This is a genomic window from Paenibacillus sp. GL_099_B (genome assembly GCF_057835695.1).
This window is the reverse complement of sequence record NZ_CM174430.1, coordinates 5,494,248-5,518,077: the sequence shown is the minus strand read 5'-3', so window position 1 is coordinate 5,518,077 and position 23,830 is coordinate 5,494,248. Positions and strand designations below refer to the sequence as shown.

The window sequence follows — 23,830 nt, the reverse complement described above, 5'->3', positions numbered from 1 at the left end:
GGGGAATATACAGCATGATTGATGATCATCACAAGCTAGACGTAATGAATGTAGTGGATACATACCAAGGAAGAGATCTGGGTGTCACAATGGACCTACAAGCCTGTAGTTTCAAAGTGTGGACGCCTGCCGCAAAGCAGGTGGATGTGCTGTTATACCCGCCTTCAACAGGGGGAAGTCCCAATGAACATAAGAATCAGGACGTACAGAAAGAAATACCTATGCATAAGCAGGACCAGGGCATCTGGTCCCTGAAGCTGGAAGGCGAGTGGAACGGTTATCGTTATATGTACAGGGTGACCTTTGAGGGCGGACGACAGGAGATTGCGGTTGATCCATATGCACGGGCTGTGACCATGAATGGAGAAATGGGTGTCATCGTCAGGCTGGATCAGACTCACCCGAATGGCTGGAATGAGGATATTCGTCCAGAACTGGCAAGCCCAGTAGATGCGGTCTTATATGAGCTGCATGTGCGCGATTTCTCGATCCATGAGTCATCCGGCATGAGGCACAAAGGAAAGTATCTGGCTTTTACCGAGACAGGTCTACGCGATTCAAGCGGGAATACGCTGGGGATTGAACATTTGGCTGAGCTGGGAGTCACTCATGTACATCTGCTACCGGTATTTGATTTTGCGACAGTGGACGAATCGAAGGCAGATGACGGGACTTCCAATTGCTCACGTTATAACTGGGGCTATGATCCGCTCCACTACAATGTTCCAGAAGGTTCCTATGCTTCACGTGCAGATGAGCCGGAGACAAGAATTCGAGAGTTCAAATCGATGGTACTCGCCCTTCATGAAAAAGGTATCGGAGTCATTATGGATGTGGTGTTCAATCATACGTTTGATACCGCACGCAGTTCTTTTGAGAAGCTTGTCCCAGGGTATTACTACCGTCAGAATCCGGATGGCACATACAGCAATGGATCAGGTACAGGCAATGAAGTGGCTACCGAGCGCCCCATGGTGCGCAAGTTCATCATCGACTCTGTACGTTACTGGGCAGAGGAGTACCATGTGGACGGGTTTCGTTTTGACCTGATGGGTCTGATTGACACGGCAACGATGAAAGAGCTCACAGCAGAACTGCATGCCGAGGTTTCTTCGTCCATCCTCTTATACGGTGAACCCTGGGGAGCTCTGGAATCACCACTTGGGGATCAAATGACCCTTAAGGGAGCACAGCGCGAAACCGGGTTTGCTGTATTTAACGATAACTTCCGTGGAACGATCAAAGGCGATAGTGATGGAACGGGAACCGGATTTGCTACAGGAGCGGAAGGAAAAGAAGACGATATATGGACAGGTGTACGGGGAGCCATTACTGATTTTACGGATAACCCATCTGAAACGATTAATTATGTAACCGTACATGATAATCTCAACCTATGGGACAAAGTCGCCCAGATACAAGGATTGCACGATGCACTGGGATTTATCACATATAACGAGGATGGTCGTGTGAAAGGCAGCGCCAACGTGGAAGAGGCTGTACAGCAGGCGAAGCCATATTTGCACGTTGACCCGGTTCGCATACTGGAGAACGAAACGGTCCGGCGCTGCCTGCTTGCTAGTGGCATCGTGCTGACTTCCCAGGGGGTTCCTTTGATTGCGGCTGGAGATGAATTTCTGCGAAGTAAATATGGAGATTCGAATAGTCATGAGAGTGGAGATTCAGTCAATGCCATTCGGTGGCAGCAAAAGCAGACGTTTAAGCCTGTTTATGATTATTATCGTGGCCTGATCTGTCTTCGGCGTGAGCATCCTGCCTTTCGTATTCGCACCCGGGAAGAGATTGAGGAGCATGTTCGATTGCTTGAAAAAGGAAAAGGGTTGTTGGCCTATGAACTGGCAGGAACAGCTGTCGGAGATTCATGGGGACGGATAATAATTATCTACAATGCTTCCAAAGAAACCCGTACAATCTCCGTCCCTTCAGGTACATGGAGTGTGGTTGTAGAGCAGGGGCAAGCTGGCACCGAGACGCTGCGTACAGCCAAGGACGGTCAGGTCAGTGTTCCCGCTATATCCATGACGGTTATATATTCAAGTGAGTGAACCTTTTACCCATGATCCGAAGTTGGTTCAGAGCTGCCACTGCAAGCTCCTCCATATTATACCCTTTCTCCAATTTGGAGAGAGGGTATTTGGTGTGTTCCCGTCTTTTTTTCATCAGGACAGGTACAAATGCTGTCAATCTATGGCGCTTGTTTACATATGCTGTATCTTGAAAGCGATTGCTGTGAGGATTTGCTTCACATTCAATATGCTAATTGAAAGCCTCTGCTCAACCGATATGTTGAGTACAGACAACCCCGGGTTGACAAATGACGTCTCGCTCCGTAACATCGGGACAACACGAAATCAATGGATATAAAGGCGGTGGGAACGATGCCGGAATGGACATCTTTTCGTTATGAAGGCAACGATCTTGGCTTAACATATACGCGTACAGCAAGCACATTCAAGCTGTGGGCACCTACAGCTCAGCAGGTTTCGTTACTCATTTTTGATAATGAGGGACATTACGATGCAACTGGTAAAGTAACCGAACATGATGACGGACAGAAACGGTCGATGACCCGTGACCCGGATGGAATATGGAGTGTACAGCTTGAAGGGGATTGGGCCGGACATTATTATATGTATCACATTACGCATGATGATCAGCATATTGCAGTGGCACCCGATCCTTACGCTCGTGCTGTATCGGCGAATGGTCAGCGAACAGCCATCATTGACCTGGATACAACCAATCCAGTGGATTGGGAAGAGGATGTGAAGCCCGTATTCCTGCGTCCGGCAGATGCAGTGCTATATGAATTACATGTGCGAGACTTCTCCTCCGACCCCCATGCCGATATTCCGTATAAGGGCAAATATTTGGCATTTACGGCTTCCGGGTTGACCGACAGAGGTGGCAACTCCATCGGAGTAGACCATCTTGTCGAACTCGGCATCACACATGTGCATCTTCTGCCTGTAGCGGATTACCAGACGGTTGATGAATTGGCAGTGACAGCAGACGTCGGTTCGAATGCCAAATTGCCATACAACTGGGGTTATGATCCACAGCACTATAACGTGCCGGAAGGTTCCTATGCGACCAATCCACGTGATCCTGCGGTTCGAATCAGGGAATTCAAGGCTCTCATTCATTCCTTGCACCGACAAGGCATTCGTGTTGTGCTTGATGTGGTTTATAACCATACGTACAGCGTGGATGATGGACCTTTTGAACGGATTGTACCAAATTATTATTATCGTTACCGTGAGGACGGCACATTGAGCAATGGTTCGGGTGTAGGCAATGAACTGGCTACGGAGCGCCCCATGGTGCGAAAATATATTTTGGACTCTCTCCTGTATTGGGCAGAGGAATATCATGTGGACGGGTTTCGCTTCGACCTCATGGGTCTGATTGATACAGACACGATGAACGAAGTGACCCGCGAGCTAAGAGAACAGATTGATCCGGCTTTTCTGATCTACGGGGAGCCGTGGACAGGCGGAGATTCACCTCTGGATCGGAAAACGTTAAAAGGAACACAACGCGGTCAGGGATTTGCTGTATTTAACGATCATTTCCGCAGTGCCATCAAAGGGGATAGTGATGGGATCGGCAAAGGTTTTGTTACCGGAGCAGACGGTAGGGAGTACGAAATTGCCATGGGTGTAGCCGGAGCGCTGGATGATTTCACATCTTCACCGGTGGAATCCGTTAATTATGTGACGGCACATGATAATCTCAACTTATGGGACAAAATCGCAACAACGATGTACCTCAGGCATGATCTCGGTTACCCGGTATGGAGAGACGGGCAGCCCGTAGAAGGAGGCAGTGCGGAGTCGGCGGTTAAAGCGGCGGACCCTTATCGTTATGTCGATGCGGATGATGTACTTGATCATGAGATGGTTCGACGTTCCTTGCTCTCAACAGGGATTTTGCTTACCTCACAGGGTATTCCATTTCTTCATGCAGGAGATGAGATGCTGAGATCCAAAGCAGGAGATCACAATAGTTATCGCAGCGGGGACGCCGTGAATACGATCACTTGGGCTGACAAAGCTCGATTCAGACCTGTTTTTGACTATTATCGCGGCTTGATTCATCTGCGGCGCACACATCCGGCCTTTCGCATGATTAACGCCGAGCAAGTAAGGAATCATCTTCGCATGATGCGTGCAGAAGGAAATGTGGTTGCATTTACACTTGATCACGGAGCGAATCAGGATACCTGGAATCAGATCGTGGTAATCTACAACGGAACGGGTCAGCAGCAGCAAGTGAGTCTGCCGGAGGGTGATTGGCATATTGTTGTGAATGATCACCAAGCAGGTACAGACCTCATTGAGACGGTGAGCGGGAACGCAATGGTAGAACGGTGGTCATTGATGGTACTGTACGACACGGAATATGCTGGTGGTACTGAACCGGCTGTGATTGAGATTCATTCGCCGCGTCTTGTGTACAGTGCCGGAGAGATTGCTGGTTTGCGAGCTTCAGTCAGAGACCGTTTTGGTAATGTGGTGGAAAATGCATCTGTGACCTGGAGCTCTTCGAACCCACAGATTATTGCGATTCAATCCGATGGGACAATTCATATGGGGGAGATTGGGGAAGCCACGATCAGCGTCCAATGTGGCACGATTACCACAGAGTGTACGCTGCAGGTTGATCACCTCCATCCGGAACGAATTGAAATTATTGGGGAATCTGTAATGTACACGACACGTGTCAGTCGATTCCGCGCCTTGGTTCTGGATCAATTCGGCCAGCCTCTGCAAGGTATGAATATACGGTGGAGCTCGTCTAAGGTGGATCATGCAGTGGTTAGTACAGCAGGAATTGTGCGTGCTTTAACACCAGGGTCTGCCCAGATTATCGCAGAGGCTGGAGGGATTCAGGCATCTCTGAATGTCAAAATCCACAAATCAATTTCGCGAATTGTCACTCTCCGATATGAACGAGAGGATCAGCGTTATGAGGGATGGGATGTTTGGGTATGGGGCACAGGCATGGAGGATGGAGCTATCCCGCTTGAGCGAGTGGGCAATGCAGCAGAAGCCCGTTTTCGGGTGGCTCCAGGATTACATCATCTGGGTTTAATCATTCGGCTGAATGAATGGGAAGCCAAAGATACCTGCGGAGATCGTTATGTTGATATCGGTCCTGAAGACGGAGATGTGCAGATTCACGTTCACAGTGGGTCGGATCAGATGCAGGTTATCCGTGAAAGTGATGAAGAGGATGATCGTCACAGCGCATAGTTGGCTAGGTTATAACTTCATACAAATGGTTGAAAAGTATAAGCTTAACAAGCGGTCGGAAGGTCTCCGGCTGCTTTTTTGTTCATCAAAAAGATACATTTTCACCCGAAAAATAAAAAAACTGTACAAGTCAGTGTTTGAGATGGTCTTTCATTGGGGTAAATATAGATATGGCCCCAGATTCGGCCACGCATGAAAAGGCCGTTCTGGTCTAAGAGAGAAGCTTATGGCTTCCTAACAAATATGAAGTAAGGATCCCTTGAAGGAGGATGTTCAATCATGAAATCCAACGGAAAAATGGCTCAACTTACGGCAACACCAAGAACTGAAAAGAAAGGTGCAGCATTGCGCCTGTTAAGACAAGGCGGACGTGTTCCGGCTGTGGTTTATGGCCCGGGATTAGAAGGTGCCGCGATACATGTAGATGAAAAAGAAATGCTGAAAGTAGCACGTACAGGTCGCTCCGAGATGTTCAACCTCAATCTTGAGGGTGGCAAAACGGTACCAGTGCTGATCAAAGATCAGCAGGAACGCAACGGACGTCTGCTGCACGTGGACTTCCTGCAGATTTCGAAGAACAAGCCGATCAGTGTTAGTGTATCGATCGACTTCCAAGGCACCGCAGCCGGCTCTAAAGCAGGCGGTGTGTTCCAGACACAGGAAACTCAACTGGAGGTCGAAGGACTTCCGGCTGATCTGCCAACCTCCATTGAGGTGGATGTTAGCGGACTGGAAATTGGTGATCGTTTGACGGCTGCGGATATCAAGCTCGATAAAGGTCTGACTCTGGTGACGTCAGGTGATTCTATCATCGCTTCTGTGATGCCGCCACAAGCGGCTGAGGAAGAGCCTACGGCTTCTGCTGATGAAGCGGAACCGGCAGCACCAGAAGAACCAGCTAAAGAAGAATAAGGGATCAGAATATACAATATTCTATATCTCAATCAAGCCCGGTCGTGATGACCGGGTTTTTTTTATGTTGGAAAGGGACCAAGTGGAGTCGCAGGAGATGCGCAATAACGAATGATGTTTTGACTTATGACAGATTGCCACATAGTCGTTATTTGGTATGATGACGGTGGTCTGTTTGCGTGAAATTGCGTTACAGTATACTATGATTCGGAGCAACAATTAACTTCGTTTGAAATGGCAGCCTGATTTGCCATGGAAAAGCCAAGTAATCGGGTATAATTTGCACAAGAAGGCAGGTCTCACATGATGTTTGATCCGACGATTTATGACAATTTAAAAGTAGGTTTCGAAAATCACCTGTATGATCTTGATAATTTGGATGAACTTATTTCCATAACGAATCGGAAGGATCAGCTTGAGATGGCGCGTATGTCCAGAGAGTTCGTACTGCAATTCTGCCTGAGAGATTGCCCTGATGTAACAGGCGAAGTGGTACTGAGCACATCGCTTGAGGATCTCGCGGCTGAGATTCTGGAGACACCAGGTGGTCCATCAGGTTGCCGTTTGCGACTGCGGTTCAGAATGGTTGTTAAGGAGCCTGAGACTCAATGTCCAGCGATTAGTTCCATATTACAAGAGAGCTGGCCGGAACAACGAAAATTGCAGCATATTCAGTATATATTTGAAGATCAGCCAGCAACTTACGCTGTCACAGCTGAAGTACATTTTGACCGCAGTGTGAATGAAGATCAGATGGGAGATATCCCTGATCTGTGCGACCATATGGTCAATGTGCTGACTAAATTATTGCAATTGCACAAATAAACAAGCGAAAATGTCTTGTCTCTGGTAAAAGAGACAAGACCTTTTTTTATTTTTTTGAATGCCAAATAGGCTATCAGGCGTAGGTATAAGGACTTGAGGTAATATTTTACGCAAGCAAGTAAGAGAATGTATATTTAATAAGCCGAATAAGTGCGATTGAACTATATACATAAGGTGAAATTGCGAAAATGAGTTTGGGACTAAAGATTTAGTACCGGACTAAAGGAACTAGTTTTCCTTGCCGATAAAATATCGAAGGGGAGAAACTACATGACAGAGAAATTAATTCGTCTTCTGCGTATACTTCAGGCTATACAAGCGAACCCCGGAATTTCCGCCAAAGAATTGGCGTTGAAATGCGGTACAACTGTGCGCACGATTTATCGCGATCTCCGAATTTTGGACAGGGTTGCCCCTATCATGAATGAAGGTTATGGCAAGGGGTATCGGTTCATTGGTGAATTTGCCATGTATCCTCTGGATTTTACCGAACAGGAAGCGATGGTGTTCTCCATGCTTCCATCCGTGGTGGATACTTCGCAACTCCCGGCTGAATTTGATTCAGCCTTTGACAAGGTGATGACAGCCCATACCAAAATGAAATCGAGAAACAGTGACATTGTAGAAAATATTGCAGGCATTATTCGTATGGGCACACCTGCATACCGGGAAGAAGGGAAGTATCCCAACTTGCTTATTCCAGTCATTGAAGCCATTCTGGATCAACAAACGATTCGAACCCAATATCACACGCTTACGAAAAATGAAATAACGGTCCGCGACATTGACCCCTATTACCTCATTCCGCGCGATCAGCGTTTCTACTTGATTGGTTATTGCCACTTGCTGAAGAAAGTCCGTTTGTTTCGGATCAGTCGCTTTCTGGACGTTATACAGACCAATACCCATTTTATTATGGGTGATTTCAACATAACGCAGTTCATGAAAAACACATGGTCCATTGATCGTGGGGATAAACTTATCCATTTCAAAGTAAGATTCACTGAGAAAGTGGCCCCCTACATAAAAGAAGAAGAGATGTTTGTTCGTCCACGAATGACAGATTTGCCTGATGGCGGATTGTTATTTGAAGTAACGCTGAACAGTAGTCGTGAATTCCTGAAATGGTTATATCAATTTGGCCCCGAAGCGGAGGTCCTTGAACCTCGCGAATATCGTAAAGAAATTCGTGAACAACTCATAGAGTGGATGAAGCATTATGAGGAAGATCAATAATTTCAACCCTTCTAAATTTTAAAAAAATGTGTAAAAGGAGCTTTTTCGATGATTACCAAATTATTTGCAGCCATGTATGGAATGGAACATTATCATGGTGTAGAAGCTTTAAATGTAGGCGATATCCTGTTTCTGGTCAAAGACCCCGACAATCGGGTGGACCCTCGAGCCATCAAGGTAGTGGTTCCTCCCATTGGGACGGTTGGATATATTGTTAATAATCCCCTGCTCGCTCCTCACGGCTGCTGGACAGGCTCGGGAATCTATGATGCTTTCCGTCAACAGACCTGTGCTAAAGTGAGGTTTGCCATGAAAGATATGATTATTGTGGAGTTAATTGAAATGATGTATGTCCCTCTTCCGCATATGGATAGCTTTATTGCAGATTGGCAGTCGCGTGAAAAAGCCTAACGAAAAGCACGGCGTAACAAGATTTATCAGCGGATGAGTCTTGTATAGGCTGCTTCAAGATGCATGGCTGTTCGGGCCCAACTGAAATGTTCAACTGCACTGGCACGCCCGGCATCTCCAAGAAAATGAGCAAGAGCGGGGTTGTCTGCCAGTTTATACAGGTAAGCAGCGAAACTTTGGGGTTGGTTATAATGTCTCACCAGGTATCCGTTACTTCCAGATGTAATGATTTCACGAATGCCTCCATTGTCTGAAGCAATGACGGGTAGTCCCGAAGCCATAGCTTCAACATTAACCAGCCCGAAGGCCTCATGTTGTTGGGAAGGACACACTAGGCAGTCCACAGCACTGTACAAACGGTCAATACGTTCATGGGCGATCTGACCTCGGAAGGTGGCATCAACCTTTAATTTTCGGGCAAGCTGTCGCAGCTTGCGGACGTAAACTGGAGGTCCTTTACCTGCAATGATCAGTTGCACGGCTACCTGCTGCTGAATAAGAGCTACGGCACGAATCAGTACATCCACACCTTTGCCGGGAATTAGTCGGCCTACATACAGAATGGAGAATGGCCCTGTAATACCGAACTGCTTCCGCAGAAGCCGCTGCTCTTCTTTAGCTGCAGGCAAAAAACGGCTTAGGTCCACGCCAAGTGGTACAACACCCATCCGTCGTTTTAAGGATGGGAATCGGAGACCCAGCCTTTGTCTGAGGGATTGACTATTGACGGCAATCCAGTTCGCTTTTTTTAACAGCGCTAATCTTGCAGGTCCTGGTTGTGCAAAGGTTAACGAGTGAAGATAGAGCACCACAGGCAACGTAGGGAAAGCGCGTTTAATTGCAGCCATACTATGAGGTCTGTTGTCTACCTGAATAAGATCGAAGGGTTGGATTTTCAGAAAACGGATCACTGCCCTTGTATACTCGCTGGGGCTGGTTGCTGGTACACGACGGATCGCTATGCCATCTATTTGCTCTGTAATGGCAAGGCCGGGCATCTGACGGCTTATGATCGTTACCTGGTGACGGAGAGCAAGTTCACGAGCAATGCCGAGGATGCAGATTTCGACTGATCCGTTACCTGGGACTGGCAATTTTTCAGGCGCTATCAGGGCTATCTTCATCAACAGGTTCCTCCTTGTCCATATTCGCAACAATCTATCTTGGTCATATATCCTATGTGCATCGGATGGATTTGGCTCCTGTAGAACTGCGCGTGAGGGTAAATTTCGTTTTTGTGATATACTGTACGGGATGCAATGAAATCGTTGCGCGTATTTAGAAGCAGGAGGAAAAAAATGTTACATTCAACACTCAGCCGCTTTCGACTGCTGTTGTGGTTGCAGGGGCTTTCATATGTGCTTTTGTTATTTGTTGCTTTTCCATTAAGGGAATCTGGGATCATGCCAAAGGCAGTCACGTGGTTTGGCAACATCTATGGCTTTTTATTTCTGATGTATTTATTATTTATGGTGAGTCTGTATACCACGCAAAAATGGCGTTTGCGTCGTCCAATTGCTTTATTTTTTGTCTCGTTTATCCCACTGGGTAATTTCATCTATGATTTGCTGGTCTTTCGCAAGCTGGACCGAGGTCAGTCAAATAAAGCTTGACTTTGCTTATCGTTATGAATATGATGAGAACAGATTATTGAACCTGTTTCAACTTAAAACTAAATATTCCTGATGTTAAAGGGGAGTAGCTTTCACAGTAAAGTCGTCAGTTCGGGATTACATCCCCGGCTTTATTGGCAGCAATTTTGTTGTTAGCGAGACCTTTACCAAGTTTTCATACTGGGTAAAGGTCTCTTTTTGTGAATAAAAAGGACCTTACCAGTAATGGTAAAGGTCCTTTTTTTTGTACATCATAAGGATACTAAGGAGGAGTCAATTTTGGATTTGTCATTATTATTGGAGTATGGGTGGGTTCTAGTCGTCTTAGTAGTCCTGGAGGGGTTACTTGCCGCGGATAATGCATTGGTTCTTGCCATTATGGTTAAGCATTTACCTGATGATAAACGCAAAAAGGCGTTGTTTTATGGTCTGATGGGGGCGTTCATTTTCCGATTGGGGTCACTGTTCCTGATCTCGTTCCTCGTGGACGTATGGCAGGTCCAAGCGATTGGTGCCCTGTACCTGTTGTACATCTCCATTAACCACATTGTCAAAAAGGTATTGGGTAGCCGAAACAAAACAGATGAAGCGGCTGACTCCGCTCCAAAAAAACCAAAAAAACAATCTGGCTTCTGGATGACTGTATTCAAGGTGGAAGTGGCAGATATCGCGTTCGCGGTCGATTCTATTCTCGCAGCTGTGGCGCTGGCTGTTGCATTGCCACCAAGTGGTCTGCCTCCGATCGGCGGACTTGACGGCGGACAGTTTATCGTCATCTTCCTCGGCGGATTTATCGGCCTTGTAATCATGAGATTTGCGGCTTCTTTCTTCGTTAAACTGCTTCATTCCCGTCCAGGGCTTGAAGTTGCAGCCTTCGTTATCGTTGGCTGGGTTGGGGTTAAGTTGGCTGTGATTACACTTGCACATCCTTCACTGGGCGTTCTGGATGAGCATTTCCCGGAAAATAAAATTTGGAAATTTGGTTTCTACATTGTGCTGATTACGATTGCAGTATGTGGTTGGTTCCTGTCCTCCAAAGTGCCTGAAAAAGAAGATGAAAATCCTGTGGAAGAATTGGAAAAACAAGCAGGGAAATGATAAGATGCAAAGTCAAATCTGTCAAAACATGTACCATCAATAATCGATATCTAATCTCATAATATGCTTGAGTAAGCAGGGTCTGTTCCTTACAGACTCTGCTTTTTTTATATAAGTTATTAGCACGAAGTTAAATCTAATGCATATGCAAATAGGGAATTTTCCAAGAAAAGGGTTGACACATCGAAACGAGTCCGCTTAATATAAACATAATATTGATGAAGGGAGGCCGAGAGATATGATGGTTGGTTATGATTTGAAATTCACAAAGACACTACGAAGCACAGACACAATTGTATATCCAGTTCATCGTCTCTTTGGCCTCATACGGGCGACATAGGGGAAGATGCATATCGTTTATCCTTGGAACGTTATTAATCGATATGCTACTCTCGGCGTATATAGCAATGGAGAACAGAACCTGCATGTTCATGCTGCTTTTGTTTTCCGTTATTGTCATGAAGAAGTCACGGGCGAACTGTCCGTGGCTTCTTTTTTGTTGTACAGAACATGGATATGAATTCGGAATAACGTTAGGTTCAATTTTTGAAATGAACCGAACTAGCTGAACGTACAGGAAGGAATAATAAACATTTATGAATACACAATCTAATTTATTTACAAGTCAAAACGAACTCACAGATGGCTACCGACATGAAGTCAAATTGCCTGCTGGGGACTTAACGGTATATGCGGCTCAACAACTATTCTCCTCATTGGACTATAAGGTGTTCGAGATGGCGAACAACAATCTTCAAATTCCGGGTATTTCCTATATGAGCTATACGCCTGACGTGCATGTCGGTGTAGGTACCTGCATCGGCACAACGGCGGTATGGGATGCCAATAGTGGCTATGTATCTCCATCCATCGTAGGCAGTGATATCGGCTGTGGCATGCGGGTGCATATGACCAATTTGCATAAGGATGACCTGAAAGACGTGAAGCTGCGCCGTAAACTCGTGAAAGCCATTGAGAAGGTGCTGCCGATGGAGGCAAATCAGCGCGGTCATTACTCGGACATTCGTTTGGAGCATATTGTGCGCAAGGGCTTGCATGGCTTACCCAAAAAATATATCCCGGACAGCTATACACCGAAAAAATCAACTTCCATCACTCATGTGGAGAGCAGCAAATTTGCCTTTGATGAGGAAGTGTTGAATCCGGTACCAGATATGACTTGGCATCGGGCTCATCGCCAGTTAGGAACTTTGGGTGGAGGCAATCATTTTGCCGAGATTCAAGCGATTGAGATTGCTGAGGAAAATCGGGAGATTGCGGAAACCTGGGGTCTGTACGATGGACAAATTGTTGTCATGATTCATTCCGGTTCCCGGGCCTGGGGCGGGTATGTAAGCCAAACCAGTTCATCAGCGATTGCGAAAATGATGCAGCGAAATGGTCTGGGGACATCCGATCCAAGACTGGTTTTTGCTCCGCTTGAACATGCGGAAGGTCGCCATTACGTTGATATGATGTATTCTGCGCTGAATTATGCTGTGGTGAACCGCCACCTGATTGCTTATGCAATTCGCGAAGCTTTTCGGGATGTGTTTGGTCCAAAATGCGAATTCCGTACCCTCTATGATCTGATGCACAACTATGCATGGGAGGAATCGCACGCGGATCAAGGCTCGGTCTTTGTACACCGCAAAGGAGCTACACGTGCATTGCCTGCAGGTCATCCGGATAATCCGAAGCCATATCTGGCAACAGGTCATCCTGCGCTTATTCCCGGTTCAATGGGGACTGCTTCGTATATCATGGTAGGTCAACCTGAGGGGAAGGATAACTATTATTCGATCTGTCATGGGGCAGGACGCATTCGTTCGCGGACAGCAACGAAGCGCCTGGTTACCGTAGAGGATTTTGCCTCAGCGCTGGGCGTGGGAACTGCAGATGAGATTGTGGTGAACCAGCGTTCACTTGAATCGATTATTGATGAATCGCCGCAAGCGTATAAAAATGTCGATGAAATAATTGATAGTGTTACCGGCGCAGGTCTGGCTCAAGTTGTAGCCAAATGTAAACCACTTGCCGCTGTGAAGGGAGCTAAGTAATGAACATAGATAAAGAACAATTGAATCATAATAGAGTCATCTATTCCTATGAGGAGCAACAAGACAGTCAAATCCGAAACGAAGGCTATGCCATATATGCCCGCTTGATTCGAGGCATCATTGAAGCGCTTGGCAATCGATACGGAGTTCGTTATGAACTCTATGCCAGCGATGATCCAAACAGTGAATACTGGGATCTGCTAAAAGAAGATCTGCAAAGCAACAGTACGGACGTGGAATTGGTTGCCCGGATTTTCGAAGATCTGGAGCTACGTACACTGCACTATGAGGATGATGGAGATGCACCAACATATGGTGTGCATTATTCGATTCGCAACAATGTATTTGCCTATCCCCAGTGGGGCGTAGCTCTCGTCCGCATTCCATTCTTCCGGGAGAACGGGATCTACAATGAAGATTTTGTTTTTGCTACAGGAGAAGAGGAATTGAAGCGATTTCTGGGCAGTGTACGGGAACGGGAACGGCAGCAAAATATGAAAAAGGTCACGGTATACACGGATGCCCGCAATGGCAGTGACCGGCATGTCGAATCCATTACCCGCTCTGTGGGGAGAGATGAGGTCGTGCTTTCTCCGCAAATTAAACAGGATATTTTCCGTTCGTTGGACCAGTTTTTCGAGGCGGATCGCTCCTTTTATCGAGACTATGATATTCCTTACAAACGTGGCATCCTGCTGTATGGTCATCCTGGAAACGGGAAAACAACCCTCGTAAAATCCATTGCGGGAAGCATACCGGGGCCTGCTGCATACTGGCAAATTACCGAATACACAAACAGTGAATCGGTACGTGAAGTGTTCGAAGCAGCCAAACGTCTGGCGCCAATGGTGTTGATTATTGAGGATATTGATTCCATGCCGGATGAAGTCCGGTCCTTTTTCCTGAATACACTGGATGGGGCAACGTCCAAAGAGGGGATTTTTCTAATTGGTACAACGAATTATCCGGAGAAAATAGACCCGGGGCTCATGAACCGTGCCGGACGGTTCGATCGGGCTTATGAAATACCGCTACCGGATGAAGGGCTGCGCCTGCAGTATTTGCACCAGCGCGGCTTCAGAACCTTCGCGGGGGAAGAGGCTACTCTCGAAGCAGCGCGATTGACAGATACCTTTTCTCTTGCCCAGCTTGGAGAGCTGTATGTCAGTGCAGCGCTGGAATGGCACCAGAATGGCCAGACGGACATTGTGCAGATCATTCAGTCGATGCGAGGAGAGCTGGACAAGAGTCATAAGCATAACTGGCTGACCCAGCCAGGTAAAGGCCGTGCAGGTTTTTATTAATCGAATATAACCGTTAAAATATTCTCACCTCAATTGGTTATACTAAGGCTGTCTGAACCAACATACAATGACTTTCGGGAGGTACATAACACAGTCTTGAGCTGTGTAAGCTGCCGAGAGTGACTCGATCTGTTTCCATGCTGGGTTAGAACTTGTTGTGCAGATAAGAGGGCATATGAACAATAGGTAATATACAACAATTTTCATGCCAGTTGTTTAAATGCTTCTGTAGCGGTTAATAGTAGACAGACAACAACAAAAACTTTAATTAGAGGTGAATGATATGGGTTGGTTATGGTCATTAATTATCGGTGGTATCATTGGATGGTTGGCAGGTCTGATTGTTGGTCGTGACATTCCCGGCGGCGTTATCGGTAACATCATTGCCGGTTTTATTGGCGGATGGTTAGGTGGAGTGATTCTGGGAGACATGGGTCCAGAAATGGGCGGATTCTACATAGTACCGGCATTAATTGGTGCCATCGTACTTGTAGCGATTGTGAGCTTGATCTTCCGTTCTATGGGTCGAAGCCGCGGGTAACGAATTCAAGATCTCTTGAATTTACAGTAAGTCGGCAACAAGCAGTTTGAAATATAACAGATGCTTCTGAAGAGGTTGATGGAAGTCCACAGACGTGGCTTTCCATCAACCTCTTTTTGTTTTAAGATATAGGTACAATAGAAAGGGATGAGTGTGAATGGAAAAAGCTACATTTGCCGGCGGATGTTTCTGGTGTATGGTTACACCATTTGAGGAGCAACCAGGCATTCATGGTATTGTATCTGGCTATTCCGGCGGTCACGTCGATAATCCAACATATGAGCAGGTCAAAACCGGGGAGACCGGTCATGTCGAGGTCGTTGAAATTACATTTGATCCAGAGGTATTTCCGTATGAACGTCTGTTGGAGCTATACTGGCCCCAGACGGACCCAACCGATGACGGAGGGCAATTTCAGGATCGTGGGAGTCAGTACCGGACAGCGATCTTTGTCCATAATGAGCGTCAACGTGAGCTCGCAGAGCAGTCCAAGCAGAAGCTGGCAGCAAGCGGGCGATTCAATCAACCGATTGTGACGGAGATTCGGGATGCAGTTGTATTCTATCCGGCAGAAGATTACCACCAGGATTACCATAAGAAAAATGAGAAGCATTATAAAGAAGACCGTGCGGTATCCGGACGGGATGAATTTATTGAAGAAAACTGGAATAATTAATTCTATTTCATTAGACCAATTTGCATCAGATCTTATTGAAAAAACCGGGGAAGTTCCAACAGGAACTTCCCCGGTTTTTTTGATTATTCAATGACTAAGAGAATGTTATCTCAATGGCTAAAGAACTTATCTCCGTTTTCCCACCAGTATTTCTAAATCAATCGTAATCTGCGATAAGGATTCTTTAACACTGGCTATGGCTGATTCCGTCCCATGCCAGGAGAGTGGTGTCATATGAATGAGTGAATTCATCATGATTTCCGATACGGGCAGAGTGTATGTTACCGGAATGCTGTCTATGAGATATGATGCTTGGTAAATCGGTCCAATACATACTCTCTGCCGTCTAGTTGATGAGATCGGTCCGGAAACAAAAGCTCTCTCATTTCCATAAGATATCGGTCACGGGGAATCACTTTGATGATCCAGCCATCCTTCTTCATCACTCGCCCGAACTCTTCATAATTCGAAGGGGAGAGGATATTCAGGATCACGTCCAGTTGCCCCTCTGCAAAGGGGCTATAAGCAAGATCACCAACAAACCAGACTTGCTGATCGTAGGTAGAAGAAGCCATGGCAATACCCTCTTTGGAGATGTCGATCCCCCAGCCCACAGCTGGAGTATCCTGTGTAATCTGCTGCAAAAGAGATCCTTCTCCTGCACCTGCGTCCAGAATATGCAAGGGTTGACTGCTGCCATTGGAGTAACCTTCAATCCAATGGCGAATGATATCGGTCAGAGGCGTATAGATAGCAGTTTGAGATAAAATATTCCTTTTGGCCGTAAATAAACGTTTGTCATAGTTGCTCTTGAAAAAACGTGTCATGAAATTGATATAGCCTTGTCTTGCCAAATCAAAGGTATGCCTGGAACTACATTTAATATTGTCCCGACTAATCGTTGTCATTGTGCGATGACAGATGGGACATTTAAGCATATGGATGTATGGATAAATAAGCGCAGCACTACGTTCTCTGCGATGGATTGACATGGAATAGCACCCCATTCATTCAGATCTGGATAACTGAAGAAAAGGGCATAACAAATAAACCTCTATCGTACATTTTAAAAAAAGAGGTTATGTTATGCCCCAAGTTATCTGTATCGAATGAATTGAATAATCATGGGAGGGCTACGCTCCTTTGCCAATCAAGAGTAGGGTGAAAAAGTGAACGATACTATTATACCAGTTTGCGCAGAGAGGATAAACGGAAGGGGACCCTACATAGTTGTGTGAAATAACAGAGCGCCCTGTTAACCGTTAGTCGGTCAACCAGAGCGCTCCATTTACTATTTTGCTGAGGCTGTCTTCAATACATACTTGGATAATGCATCGTCATTGATCTGATAGATAATATGATCGTTGTACGTTGAATATCCATCGAGCAATCCAGGAGAGGATGCAAACGAATATTCATGTACGGTATCCAATGTTTGCGGATCGAGAATATAACCTTTTTTGGCGAAATCAAGTTTGTACTGTCCGTCCTGTGTACGATCAACCTGCATAAGTATAGGCTGCTCTTCCTTGAAAGTACGTTCGGTCACTTGGCCTTTCATGGTGTACAGTTCCAGTTTTTGGCCTGTAAACAAGGTATAACCATTGCCTGCGGTCTGAACATAGGCATCACCGGCAATGGCACGGCCCCAGGCGAGTTTGCCATCGGTGCCAAAGCCCATCAGCTTGTTACCCGTGTTCGCAAAATTGGCACGCATGATCACGGAGCCATCTTCCAGAATGGCCAGTGATTCACCGCCACCGTCTCCCAGGGTGTTGGCATTGCTCGGGAACTGATAGAAGGAAAGACGATTCAGCGTACGATCGTAAATCTCCACTTTGGGATTAGCGGCAGGCTGCCAGAAGCTGCCCACTTTGGTTTGTTTGCTGGCATCGACTACGATTCGGTCACTGCCTGCTTTGAGCACAGCTCCGTTGATTGTTTTTTCCGTAATCAGTTTTCCCTTTTTGTCATACAGCGAGATGGCTGAACGAACAGATCCGTTCGATTGAACACCAGGGCTCGAAGCGATCAATAACGTATCGTCGTCCAGAAGGTACATGGATGATGAATTACTCACGTTTTTGACCCAGTTGGTTTTGCCGGAAGTATTGAACGAGTATACCTTTTTGGTTCCATCCGAATATTCCATATATACATAGGCTGTGCCGTTGCTGGTATATAGTGAATTGGAGTAGGTTGTATAAGGCCCGCTTTTCTCATGGAAAATAACGTTCCATTTCAATTGTCCGGTCGTAGCATCCAGCGCCTGAAGTGAATCCAGCTGCCAATCCAGCTTGGTATTGCTGCTTGTTTTGGTCACGGGCTGGGAGGAATGCACGTACACCAGGTTTTTCGCAGGTACTGCGTTCAATTCGTTGACGATAACGTCTTTCTCCGTATTCACTTGCGTAAGTGCCAGAGAAGATGATGTCCATGCAGGCTTGGGCAATGGTACATTTTGTTCTGCGGCCGCGTAGCTTGGTGTATGCAGGCTGAAGAGGAGCGTGCCACTGAGAAGAAGCGCAGCCCATGTTTTGGACTTTCGTTTGTTGGATGAATGCAAGTTATAAACCACCTTTCTTCGATTCAAAATAGAACCGATTGTTGAATTCTACCATTTCATACATGTGAAATTCAACCTGAGTGTCTGTAACCTTTTATGATAGAGGTATAAAATTATTGTTGTTTCGAGAAGTTCGAGGGTTACAGGGAATTCATCTTCTTTCTGTTACGAGAGAAGTCTGCTATATTTAGTCGGGTGACGAGGGCTAAGAGGGGTTCTAGCCTGCCAGATTAGAGGAACGACAAGGAGAACAGACATGAACTGGAATGAAAATATGACCACGGTGGGTATAGGTGTTATTGTCCTTCTACTGATCATTGCCTGGATCATTCGCCGTATAATTCGGCGAGGGCAGCGTATAAGAAGTGAGGCCAATCCGCGTAAGATTACGATTAAGGATATCGATAAAATGCAGGATGGATCGGAATTTGAACTGTACCTGTATCATTTATTCCAACAACTCGGTTATGCCGAAGTACATAAGACCACAAGCAGCCGAGATTTTGGTGCGGACCTTGTATTTGTGGATAGAGCAGGCAGAACTAATGTCATTCAGGCCAAACGTTACGGAGCGAATCATCCGGTTGGACTCAGCGCAGTACAAGAGATATACACGTCCATGCGTTATTATGAGGCAGATCGATCCATCGTGCTCACCTCAGCCAGATATACGGAAGCATGCCGGATGCTGGCAGCGGTCAACGGGGTGAAGCTGCTGGACCGGGAAGATCTGCTGGAGCTGATCATGCTGTTTAAATCCAGAAGAATGGAAGAAGCACTGGAATTGATTGAGGAAGACGATCAGGAACCTGTGGAAACATGGCAATCACGGCGGAAAAGAGTTCCACGTTAATCACCTTCACTTGTCTGCCTGCACATGATATATTGAGTGCATACCAACCAAGGGAGTGTGTTCAATTATTATGGCACGTACACAAACGCAAAAAGCATTGCGCAAAGCAGAGCGGTCAGGACAATGGTGTCCGGAGCAAAGTCGGAGAGTAAACGGAGATTATGGAGCGTTATCCCAGCATGTCCGACTCATGCCCACGAAACAGGAAAAATTGCAAAAGGTCAAACACAAGAAGCGGACCCAGGATGGTGGTGCTTCTTTTTATTTTGTCTATGGTGTGCGGAGTGCTGTGTGAGCATCAAATAGAAAAAAGCTCTTCATCTTAGTTGGAATGACATCCCTTGGACTGTTAAAATCAAAGTATCTCTTTTGAATTGGATCATTATAGCTATACATCCTCCTATCTTCGATGAAGGGAAGAATTCTACATATGACAACAGCGCTTCGCATGAATAAGAAAATCGTTAGGCGTTTTTTGCTGCAAACGCAATCTTTATTGGGACGTTGGCCTGCCGCTTCCTTGCCTTCAAGTCCTGAACAGGTGATGCAGCTGATTCGCTCCCTTGGCTGCGTGCAGATTGATCCTGTCGCTGCCGTAACCGGAAATCAGCATTTGGTGCTGGGCGCTCGTGATCCGGGCTATACCTCCGAATATTTACATACTTTGTTGAGTGATCATAAAGTGTTCGAATATTTTGCCAATGCTGCATGTGTTATTCCGATCGAAGATTATGCGATGTTCGAACCTGTACGTGTCCGATTACGCGATCGCCTGGCGCCTTCCCTGCAAGGGCTGGAAAATACGGTGCAGCATGTGCTGAAGCGTTTGGAAGAAGAGGGACCACTCCCTTCAAGAGCTTTTCGTGCCGTCGAACGGGTAAGCGGATATTGGGACAATGCGGATGTGCAGAAAACGAAGGATACCTCGCTAGCATTAAACTTGCTGCTGGATTCGGCTGCCATTCGTGTCGTAGCAAGGCAGGGCAATGAACGTTATTTTCATATTACTGAAACCGGTCTGCTGGAGCAGGGCCAATCCATGACAGCGGAGATCGATCTTTTGACTCAAAGGCAGGCTCTGATGGACAAGTACATTCATGCATATCGGGTCGTGGACGTGCGAGATCCACGATTGGGCTGGATGAAATCCACCGCTGCTGAACGTCGGAATGATATGGCTGCACGTGTCGCAGATGGTCGCATGATCCCACTGGAGGTAGAGGACGTTGCGACGCCTTATTACATCCGTGCAGAAGATGAAGGTTTGTTGCGTGAGATGGAAAGGGAAGAGCCGCATTATGATCCATCAGGTCCGGTACGATTCTTGCCTCCGCTGGACAACCTGCTGTGGAGACGGGAACGGATTGTGGATTTATTTGATTTCCATTATAAGTGGGAGATTTACACACCAGAGGTGAAACGAACTTACGGATATTACGCCATGCCTATTCTCCACGGAGATCGGCTGATTGGACGCATGGACCCGCGACTCGATCGCAAAACGGGCGTGCTAACGGTTCGGTTGTTATCAATGGAAGAGACTGCTCCGCCTGTGGAGAAATGGATCGCGGATTTTAGGGAGGGACTCCAGTTCTTTGCAAGGATGCATGGAGCGCGATCCATCACGGTAGAGAAGACAGTGCCGAAAGAACTGAAAAAACAGCTCAAGTCGATCTTATAGGATCGGTAGACGTCAAAAAGGGAGCGAAAGCTCGCTCCCCTAAGGCTGAATCTGGACCTGTAATAAGTTTGTTCTCCAGCCTCACAGCCAAATTAGTTTTCAATTAACGCAGATGTGGTACTTCAACATTTGGATCAACATCTGCTTCATAATCCACGCCGTCGGTTTCGAAACCAAACAGTTGGAAGAATTCCTGACGGTATCCTACCAAATCGGATAGATCGTAGATATTTTCGGTGGTCAGCTCGTTCCAGAGCTTCGCCACTTCTTCCTGAACGTCTGCTCTCATCTCCCAATCATCAATACGAATACGCCCTGCTTCATCGGTCGGAACTTCTCCTCCCGCATAGAGGCGATCAGCGAACAAACGTTGCAATTGCTCGATGCAGCCTTCATGCAAGCCTTTTTCCTTCATGACTTTGTACAATGCAGAGATATACAACGGCACCACTGGAATTGCGGAGCTTGATTGGGTTACCAGCGCTTTGGCTACGGTTAGGTAAGCACGTCCGCCCTTTGCACTTAGACGATCATTCAGCTTGTGGGCTGTCGCTTCCAGATGGTTTTTGGCCTGACCGATGGAACCATCACGATAGATCGCATGCGTAAGTTCAGGACCGATGTAAGAAAAGGCAATGGTTGTTGCATTGTCGGCGAGTACACCACCTTGTTGCAAGGCATCCATCCACAGTTCCCAATCATCTCCGCCCATCACGGCCACGGTCTGGCGAATTTCTTCATCGGATGCCGGATCAATCGTAACGGACGTCACTTCTCCCGTATGGAAATTGACTGTTTTGTTTGTGTACGATTGTCCAATCGGTTTGAGCACGGAGTTGAATACTTCACCGGTATTCGGATCGGTACGGCGTGCCGACGCTACGCTGTAGACAACCAAATCAACCTGACCGAGTTCACTGCGAATCAGTTCAACGGTCTTTTCTCTTGTTTCGTTGGCAAAGGCATCACCTGTGATGCTGTATGATTTCAGTCCTGCTTCTTCCGCAGCTTTCTCAAATGCAGCGGAATTGTACCAGCCTGCTGATGCCGTACGTTTTTCAGTGGAGCTGCTTGGGCGGTAAATACCGATGGTGTTGGCTCCGGCACCAAATGCGGATACGACGCGCGAAGCAAGCCCATATCCAGTGGAGGCTCCGATGACGAGTACATTACGCGGTCCGTTCAATTGCGGTTGGGATTTTACATAATCAATTTGTTCCTGCACTTGTGCAGCACAGCCTACAGGATGGGAAGTTGTACAAATAAAACCACGTGTTCTTGGTTTAATAATCATTCATTTGCATCCTTTCATATTCAACTCTTGTTCTTCATTATTGGATAATGCTCTTGTACATACCTTCTTATTGTAAAACAATTGCCTCCGAAACGGAAACCGTTTCGATGGATTTGGCTAAAAGACGGTATCCGGCTTCGCATCCTGGATGATATTATATAATAGATTCACAGGATCGAAACGAAAGGAAGACTAGCCATGCTGAAGGAACGGATTGAATTTCTGAGCAAAAGAAAGCAAATCTCCCGCAAAGACCTCGTGGAAGGTCTGGTTACGCAGGCTCACTTTGCCAATATTCTGGCCGATCGTTATCCACTCCCTGAAGATCTAGCAGAGGCTATTGCGTCACGTCTTGGCGTTACGACTTCCTATCTGTTAAACGCTTCTGCACAGGATGAAGAAACACTGGCGCGGGCAGAGGCTATTTTTGAACAAATGTCAGTTCCAGCTTCCGTGATAGCAGAAGATATCGTGCACGCACTTGAGGATCGGGATGATGCGCTGACAGTAGAACTGACCACGGCCTTAATGAAGGCGGTCTACTATCAACAATTAAATGATGCATCGGCTCATGAATATATACATACATCCTATCTGAATTTTTATCTGGAGAAATACGGCCGTCCTGACGATGTGGATCTGCCGCGTCCGTTAGCCAAGGCGTTATTATATTACAAAGTCCAGTACTATCGTTCCAAGCTTGCCTCTGTGGATGTGTTAACACATGCAACCAGGCTCAGTGAATTAGCCCTTCCTGGAAGTGAATTCTGGCTGTCTGTGCAAAATATAAAGATGGAAGCCTACATTCAGGTCAAACAGTACGAAGAGGCCAAGCAGGTATTCGATCTCACCATGAGACATGTCTATGATCAGCGGCTGTTTCATCGCTTGTCCGGATTATATGTGGCATACAGCGGATATTGCTTTGCGATGGGACTGGTACAGGAGGCGCTCTCGGCATTGACCATGGCAGAGGCGAATCTGGTGTATGCCGGTAATCAGGGCGATCTGGTCACCGCCATTGCGAATAATCGGATTGTTATGTTAACTATGACGGGGGAACTGGATCAGGCGCAGTCGGAGATTGAGCGATTCGAATCCCTGTTGCAGCAGGAACCGGAAGAAACACAGCAGGCCATGAAGCCGTTAGTGAGTGTGTATCGGTGTGAAGTGGCACTGGCACGAAAGAACTGGGGTGTACTTGCGCAGAGTGTGGATCAACTGCTCCAATGTGCAACAACTCAGGATCAGCAGATGAGTGCAACTTTCTACCAGAGCCATCTGGCTCTTGCGCATGGAGATCGTGAAGTGTTTATGGAGCGTGCGCTCGCTTGCCTGCCTTATTTTGAGTCCGTGCAGCATGTCATGCGTCTTGAACCTTTATATGAGGGAATGGCCGTGGTGTCCGAGGATCAGCGAAAATATAAGGAAGCCGCCATGTATTATCGGAAGCTGGTCTACCTGTTACGCAAAAAATAGAT

At 46.6% G+C, this 23,830-nt stretch carries 20 protein-coding genes; 16 read left to right on the top strand and 4 right to left on the bottom strand.

What is annotated here, in order from left to right; genetic code table 11:
• Window positions 1-14 precede the first annotated feature (14 nt).
• The 6 genes from pulA (AC3ITG_RS25085) (at window position 15) to AC3ITG_RS25060 (ending at window position 8,663) form a co-directional block, all read left to right on the top strand.
• Entirely contained in the window at window positions 15-2,066 is a 2,052-nt protein-coding gene (gene pulA, locus AC3ITG_RS25085; protein WP_489251701.1) for a type I pullulanase, read from the top strand.
• A gap of 333 nt (window positions 2,067-2,399) precedes the next feature.
• The gene (pulA, locus tag AC3ITG_RS25080) at window positions 2,400-5,279 is read left to right on the top strand and encodes a type I pullulanase (RefSeq protein ID WP_489251700.1); all 2,880 of its coding nucleotides are present in this window, start codon (window positions 2,400-2,402) and stop codon (window positions 5,277-5,279) included.
• Between the two features lie 279 nt (window positions 5,280-5,558).
• Complete coding sequence (locus tag AC3ITG_RS25075; RefSeq protein WP_413373071.1) at window positions 5,559-6,191, top strand: 50S ribosomal protein L25; 633 nt, start codon at window positions 5,559-5,561, stop codon at window positions 6,189-6,191.
• Between the two features lie 303 nt (window positions 6,192-6,494).
• Complete coding sequence (locus AC3ITG_RS25070; RefSeq protein ID WP_489251699.1) at window positions 6,495-7,016, top strand: hypothetical protein; 522 nt, start codon at window positions 6,495-6,497, stop codon at window positions 7,014-7,016.
• 270 nt (window positions 7,017-7,286) lie between these two features.
• Entirely contained in the window at window positions 7,287-8,252 is a 966-nt protein-coding gene (locus tag AC3ITG_RS25065) for a helix-turn-helix transcriptional regulator (RefSeq protein WP_489251698.1), read from the top strand.
• Between the two features lie 48 nt (window positions 8,253-8,300).
• On the top strand, window positions 8,301-8,663 hold the full coding sequence (locus tag AC3ITG_RS25060) for an HIRAN domain-containing protein (RefSeq protein ID WP_489251697.1): 363 nt from the start codon (window positions 8,301-8,303) through the stop codon (window positions 8,661-8,663).
• A 26-nt stretch (window positions 8,664-8,689) separates the two neighbouring features.
• Here AC3ITG_RS25060 and AC3ITG_RS25055 read toward each other — a convergent pair whose 3' ends face one another.
• Window positions 8,690-9,787 (bottom strand): glycosyltransferase family 4 protein, encoded by a 1,098-nt coding sequence (locus AC3ITG_RS25055; RefSeq protein WP_489251696.1) that lies wholly within the window; start codon window positions 9,785-9,787, stop codon window positions 8,690-8,692.
• 174 nt (window positions 9,788-9,961) lie between these two features.
• On the opposite strand from AC3ITG_RS25055, the gene AC3ITG_RS25050 reads away from it, so the two are divergent.
• The 6 genes from AC3ITG_RS25050 (at window position 9,962) to msrA (ending at window position 15,955) form a co-directional block, all read left to right on the top strand.
• Complete coding sequence (locus AC3ITG_RS25050) at window positions 9,962-10,276, top strand: DUF3817 domain-containing protein (RefSeq protein WP_376035578.1); 315 nt, start codon at window positions 9,962-9,964, stop codon at window positions 10,274-10,276.
• A 279-nt stretch (window positions 10,277-10,555) separates the two neighbouring features.
• Window positions 10,556-11,374, top strand: a complete 819-nt coding sequence (locus AC3ITG_RS25045; protein WP_163757596.1) for a TerC family protein — start codon at window positions 10,556-10,558, stop codon at window positions 11,372-11,374.
• A 596-nt stretch (window positions 11,375-11,970) separates the two neighbouring features.
• Window positions 11,971-13,434, top strand: a complete 1,464-nt coding sequence (locus AC3ITG_RS25040) for an RtcB family protein (protein ID WP_489251695.1) — start codon at window positions 11,971-11,973, stop codon at window positions 13,432-13,434.
• Window positions 13,434-14,738 carry an AAA family ATPase gene (locus tag AC3ITG_RS25035; RefSeq protein ID WP_489251694.1) on the top strand — a complete coding sequence of 435 codons (1,305 nt, stop codon included), beginning with the start codon at window positions 13,434-13,436 and terminating at the stop codon, window positions 14,736-14,738. Before AC3ITG_RS25040 ends, AC3ITG_RS25035 begins: the two co-directional genes overlap by 1 nt.
• Before the next feature lie 283 nt (window positions 14,739-15,021).
• Complete coding sequence (locus tag AC3ITG_RS25030) at window positions 15,022-15,279, top strand: GlsB/YeaQ/YmgE family stress response membrane protein (protein ID WP_017686880.1); 258 nt, start codon at window positions 15,022-15,024, stop codon at window positions 15,277-15,279.
• Window positions 15,280-15,436: 157 nt separating this feature from the next.
• Entirely contained in the window at window positions 15,437-15,955 is a 519-nt protein-coding gene (gene msrA / locus AC3ITG_RS25025) for a peptide-methionine (S)-S-oxide reductase MsrA (protein ID WP_489251693.1), read from the top strand.
• 296 nt (window positions 15,956-16,251) lie between these two features.
• Here the strand turns inward: msrA and AC3ITG_RS25020 are convergent, their stop codons facing one another.
• Entirely contained in the window at window positions 16,252-16,947 is a 696-nt protein-coding gene (locus AC3ITG_RS25020) for a putative RNA methyltransferase (protein ID WP_489251692.1), read from the bottom strand.
• A gap of 299 nt (window positions 16,948-17,246) precedes the next feature.
• Window positions 17,247-18,521, bottom strand: coding sequence for a PQQ-binding-like beta-propeller repeat protein (locus tag AC3ITG_RS25015; protein ID WP_413373061.1), 1,275 nt, complete (start codon window positions 18,519-18,521; stop codon window positions 17,247-17,249).
• Between the two features lie 256 nt (window positions 18,522-18,777).
• Between AC3ITG_RS25015 and AC3ITG_RS25010 the strand changes: the two genes are divergently transcribed.
• From AC3ITG_RS25010 to AC3ITG_RS25000, 3 genes are all read left to right on the top strand, one after another.
• Entirely contained in the window at window positions 18,778-19,374 is a 597-nt protein-coding gene (locus tag AC3ITG_RS25010; RefSeq protein WP_489251691.1) for a restriction endonuclease, read from the top strand.
• 70 nt (window positions 19,375-19,444) lie between these two features.
• Window positions 19,445-19,669 (top strand): hypothetical protein, encoded by a 225-nt coding sequence (locus AC3ITG_RS25005; protein ID WP_315793488.1) that lies wholly within the window; start codon window positions 19,445-19,447, stop codon window positions 19,667-19,669.
• Between the two features lie 135 nt (window positions 19,670-19,804).
• Window positions 19,805-21,055, top strand: a complete 1,251-nt coding sequence (locus tag AC3ITG_RS25000) for a DNA glycosylase AlkZ-like family protein (RefSeq protein WP_489251690.1) — start codon at window positions 19,805-19,807, stop codon at window positions 21,053-21,055.
• Between the two features lie 103 nt (window positions 21,056-21,158).
• On the opposite strand, the gene fabV is transcribed toward AC3ITG_RS25000, so the two are convergent.
• Window positions 21,159-22,349, bottom strand: a complete 1,191-nt coding sequence (gene fabV, locus AC3ITG_RS24995) for an enoyl-ACP reductase FabV (protein ID WP_090953766.1) — start codon at window positions 22,347-22,349, stop codon at window positions 21,159-21,161.
• Window positions 22,350-22,547: 198 nt separating this feature from the next.
• Here fabV and AC3ITG_RS24990 point away from each other — a divergent pair, with 198 nt between their 5' ends.
• The gene (locus tag AC3ITG_RS24990) at window positions 22,548-23,828 is read left to right on the top strand and encodes an XRE family transcriptional regulator (RefSeq protein WP_489251689.1); all 1,281 of its coding nucleotides are present in this window, start codon (window positions 22,548-22,550) and stop codon (window positions 23,826-23,828) included.
• The last annotated feature ends 2 nt before the right edge of the window (window positions 23,829-23,830 follow it).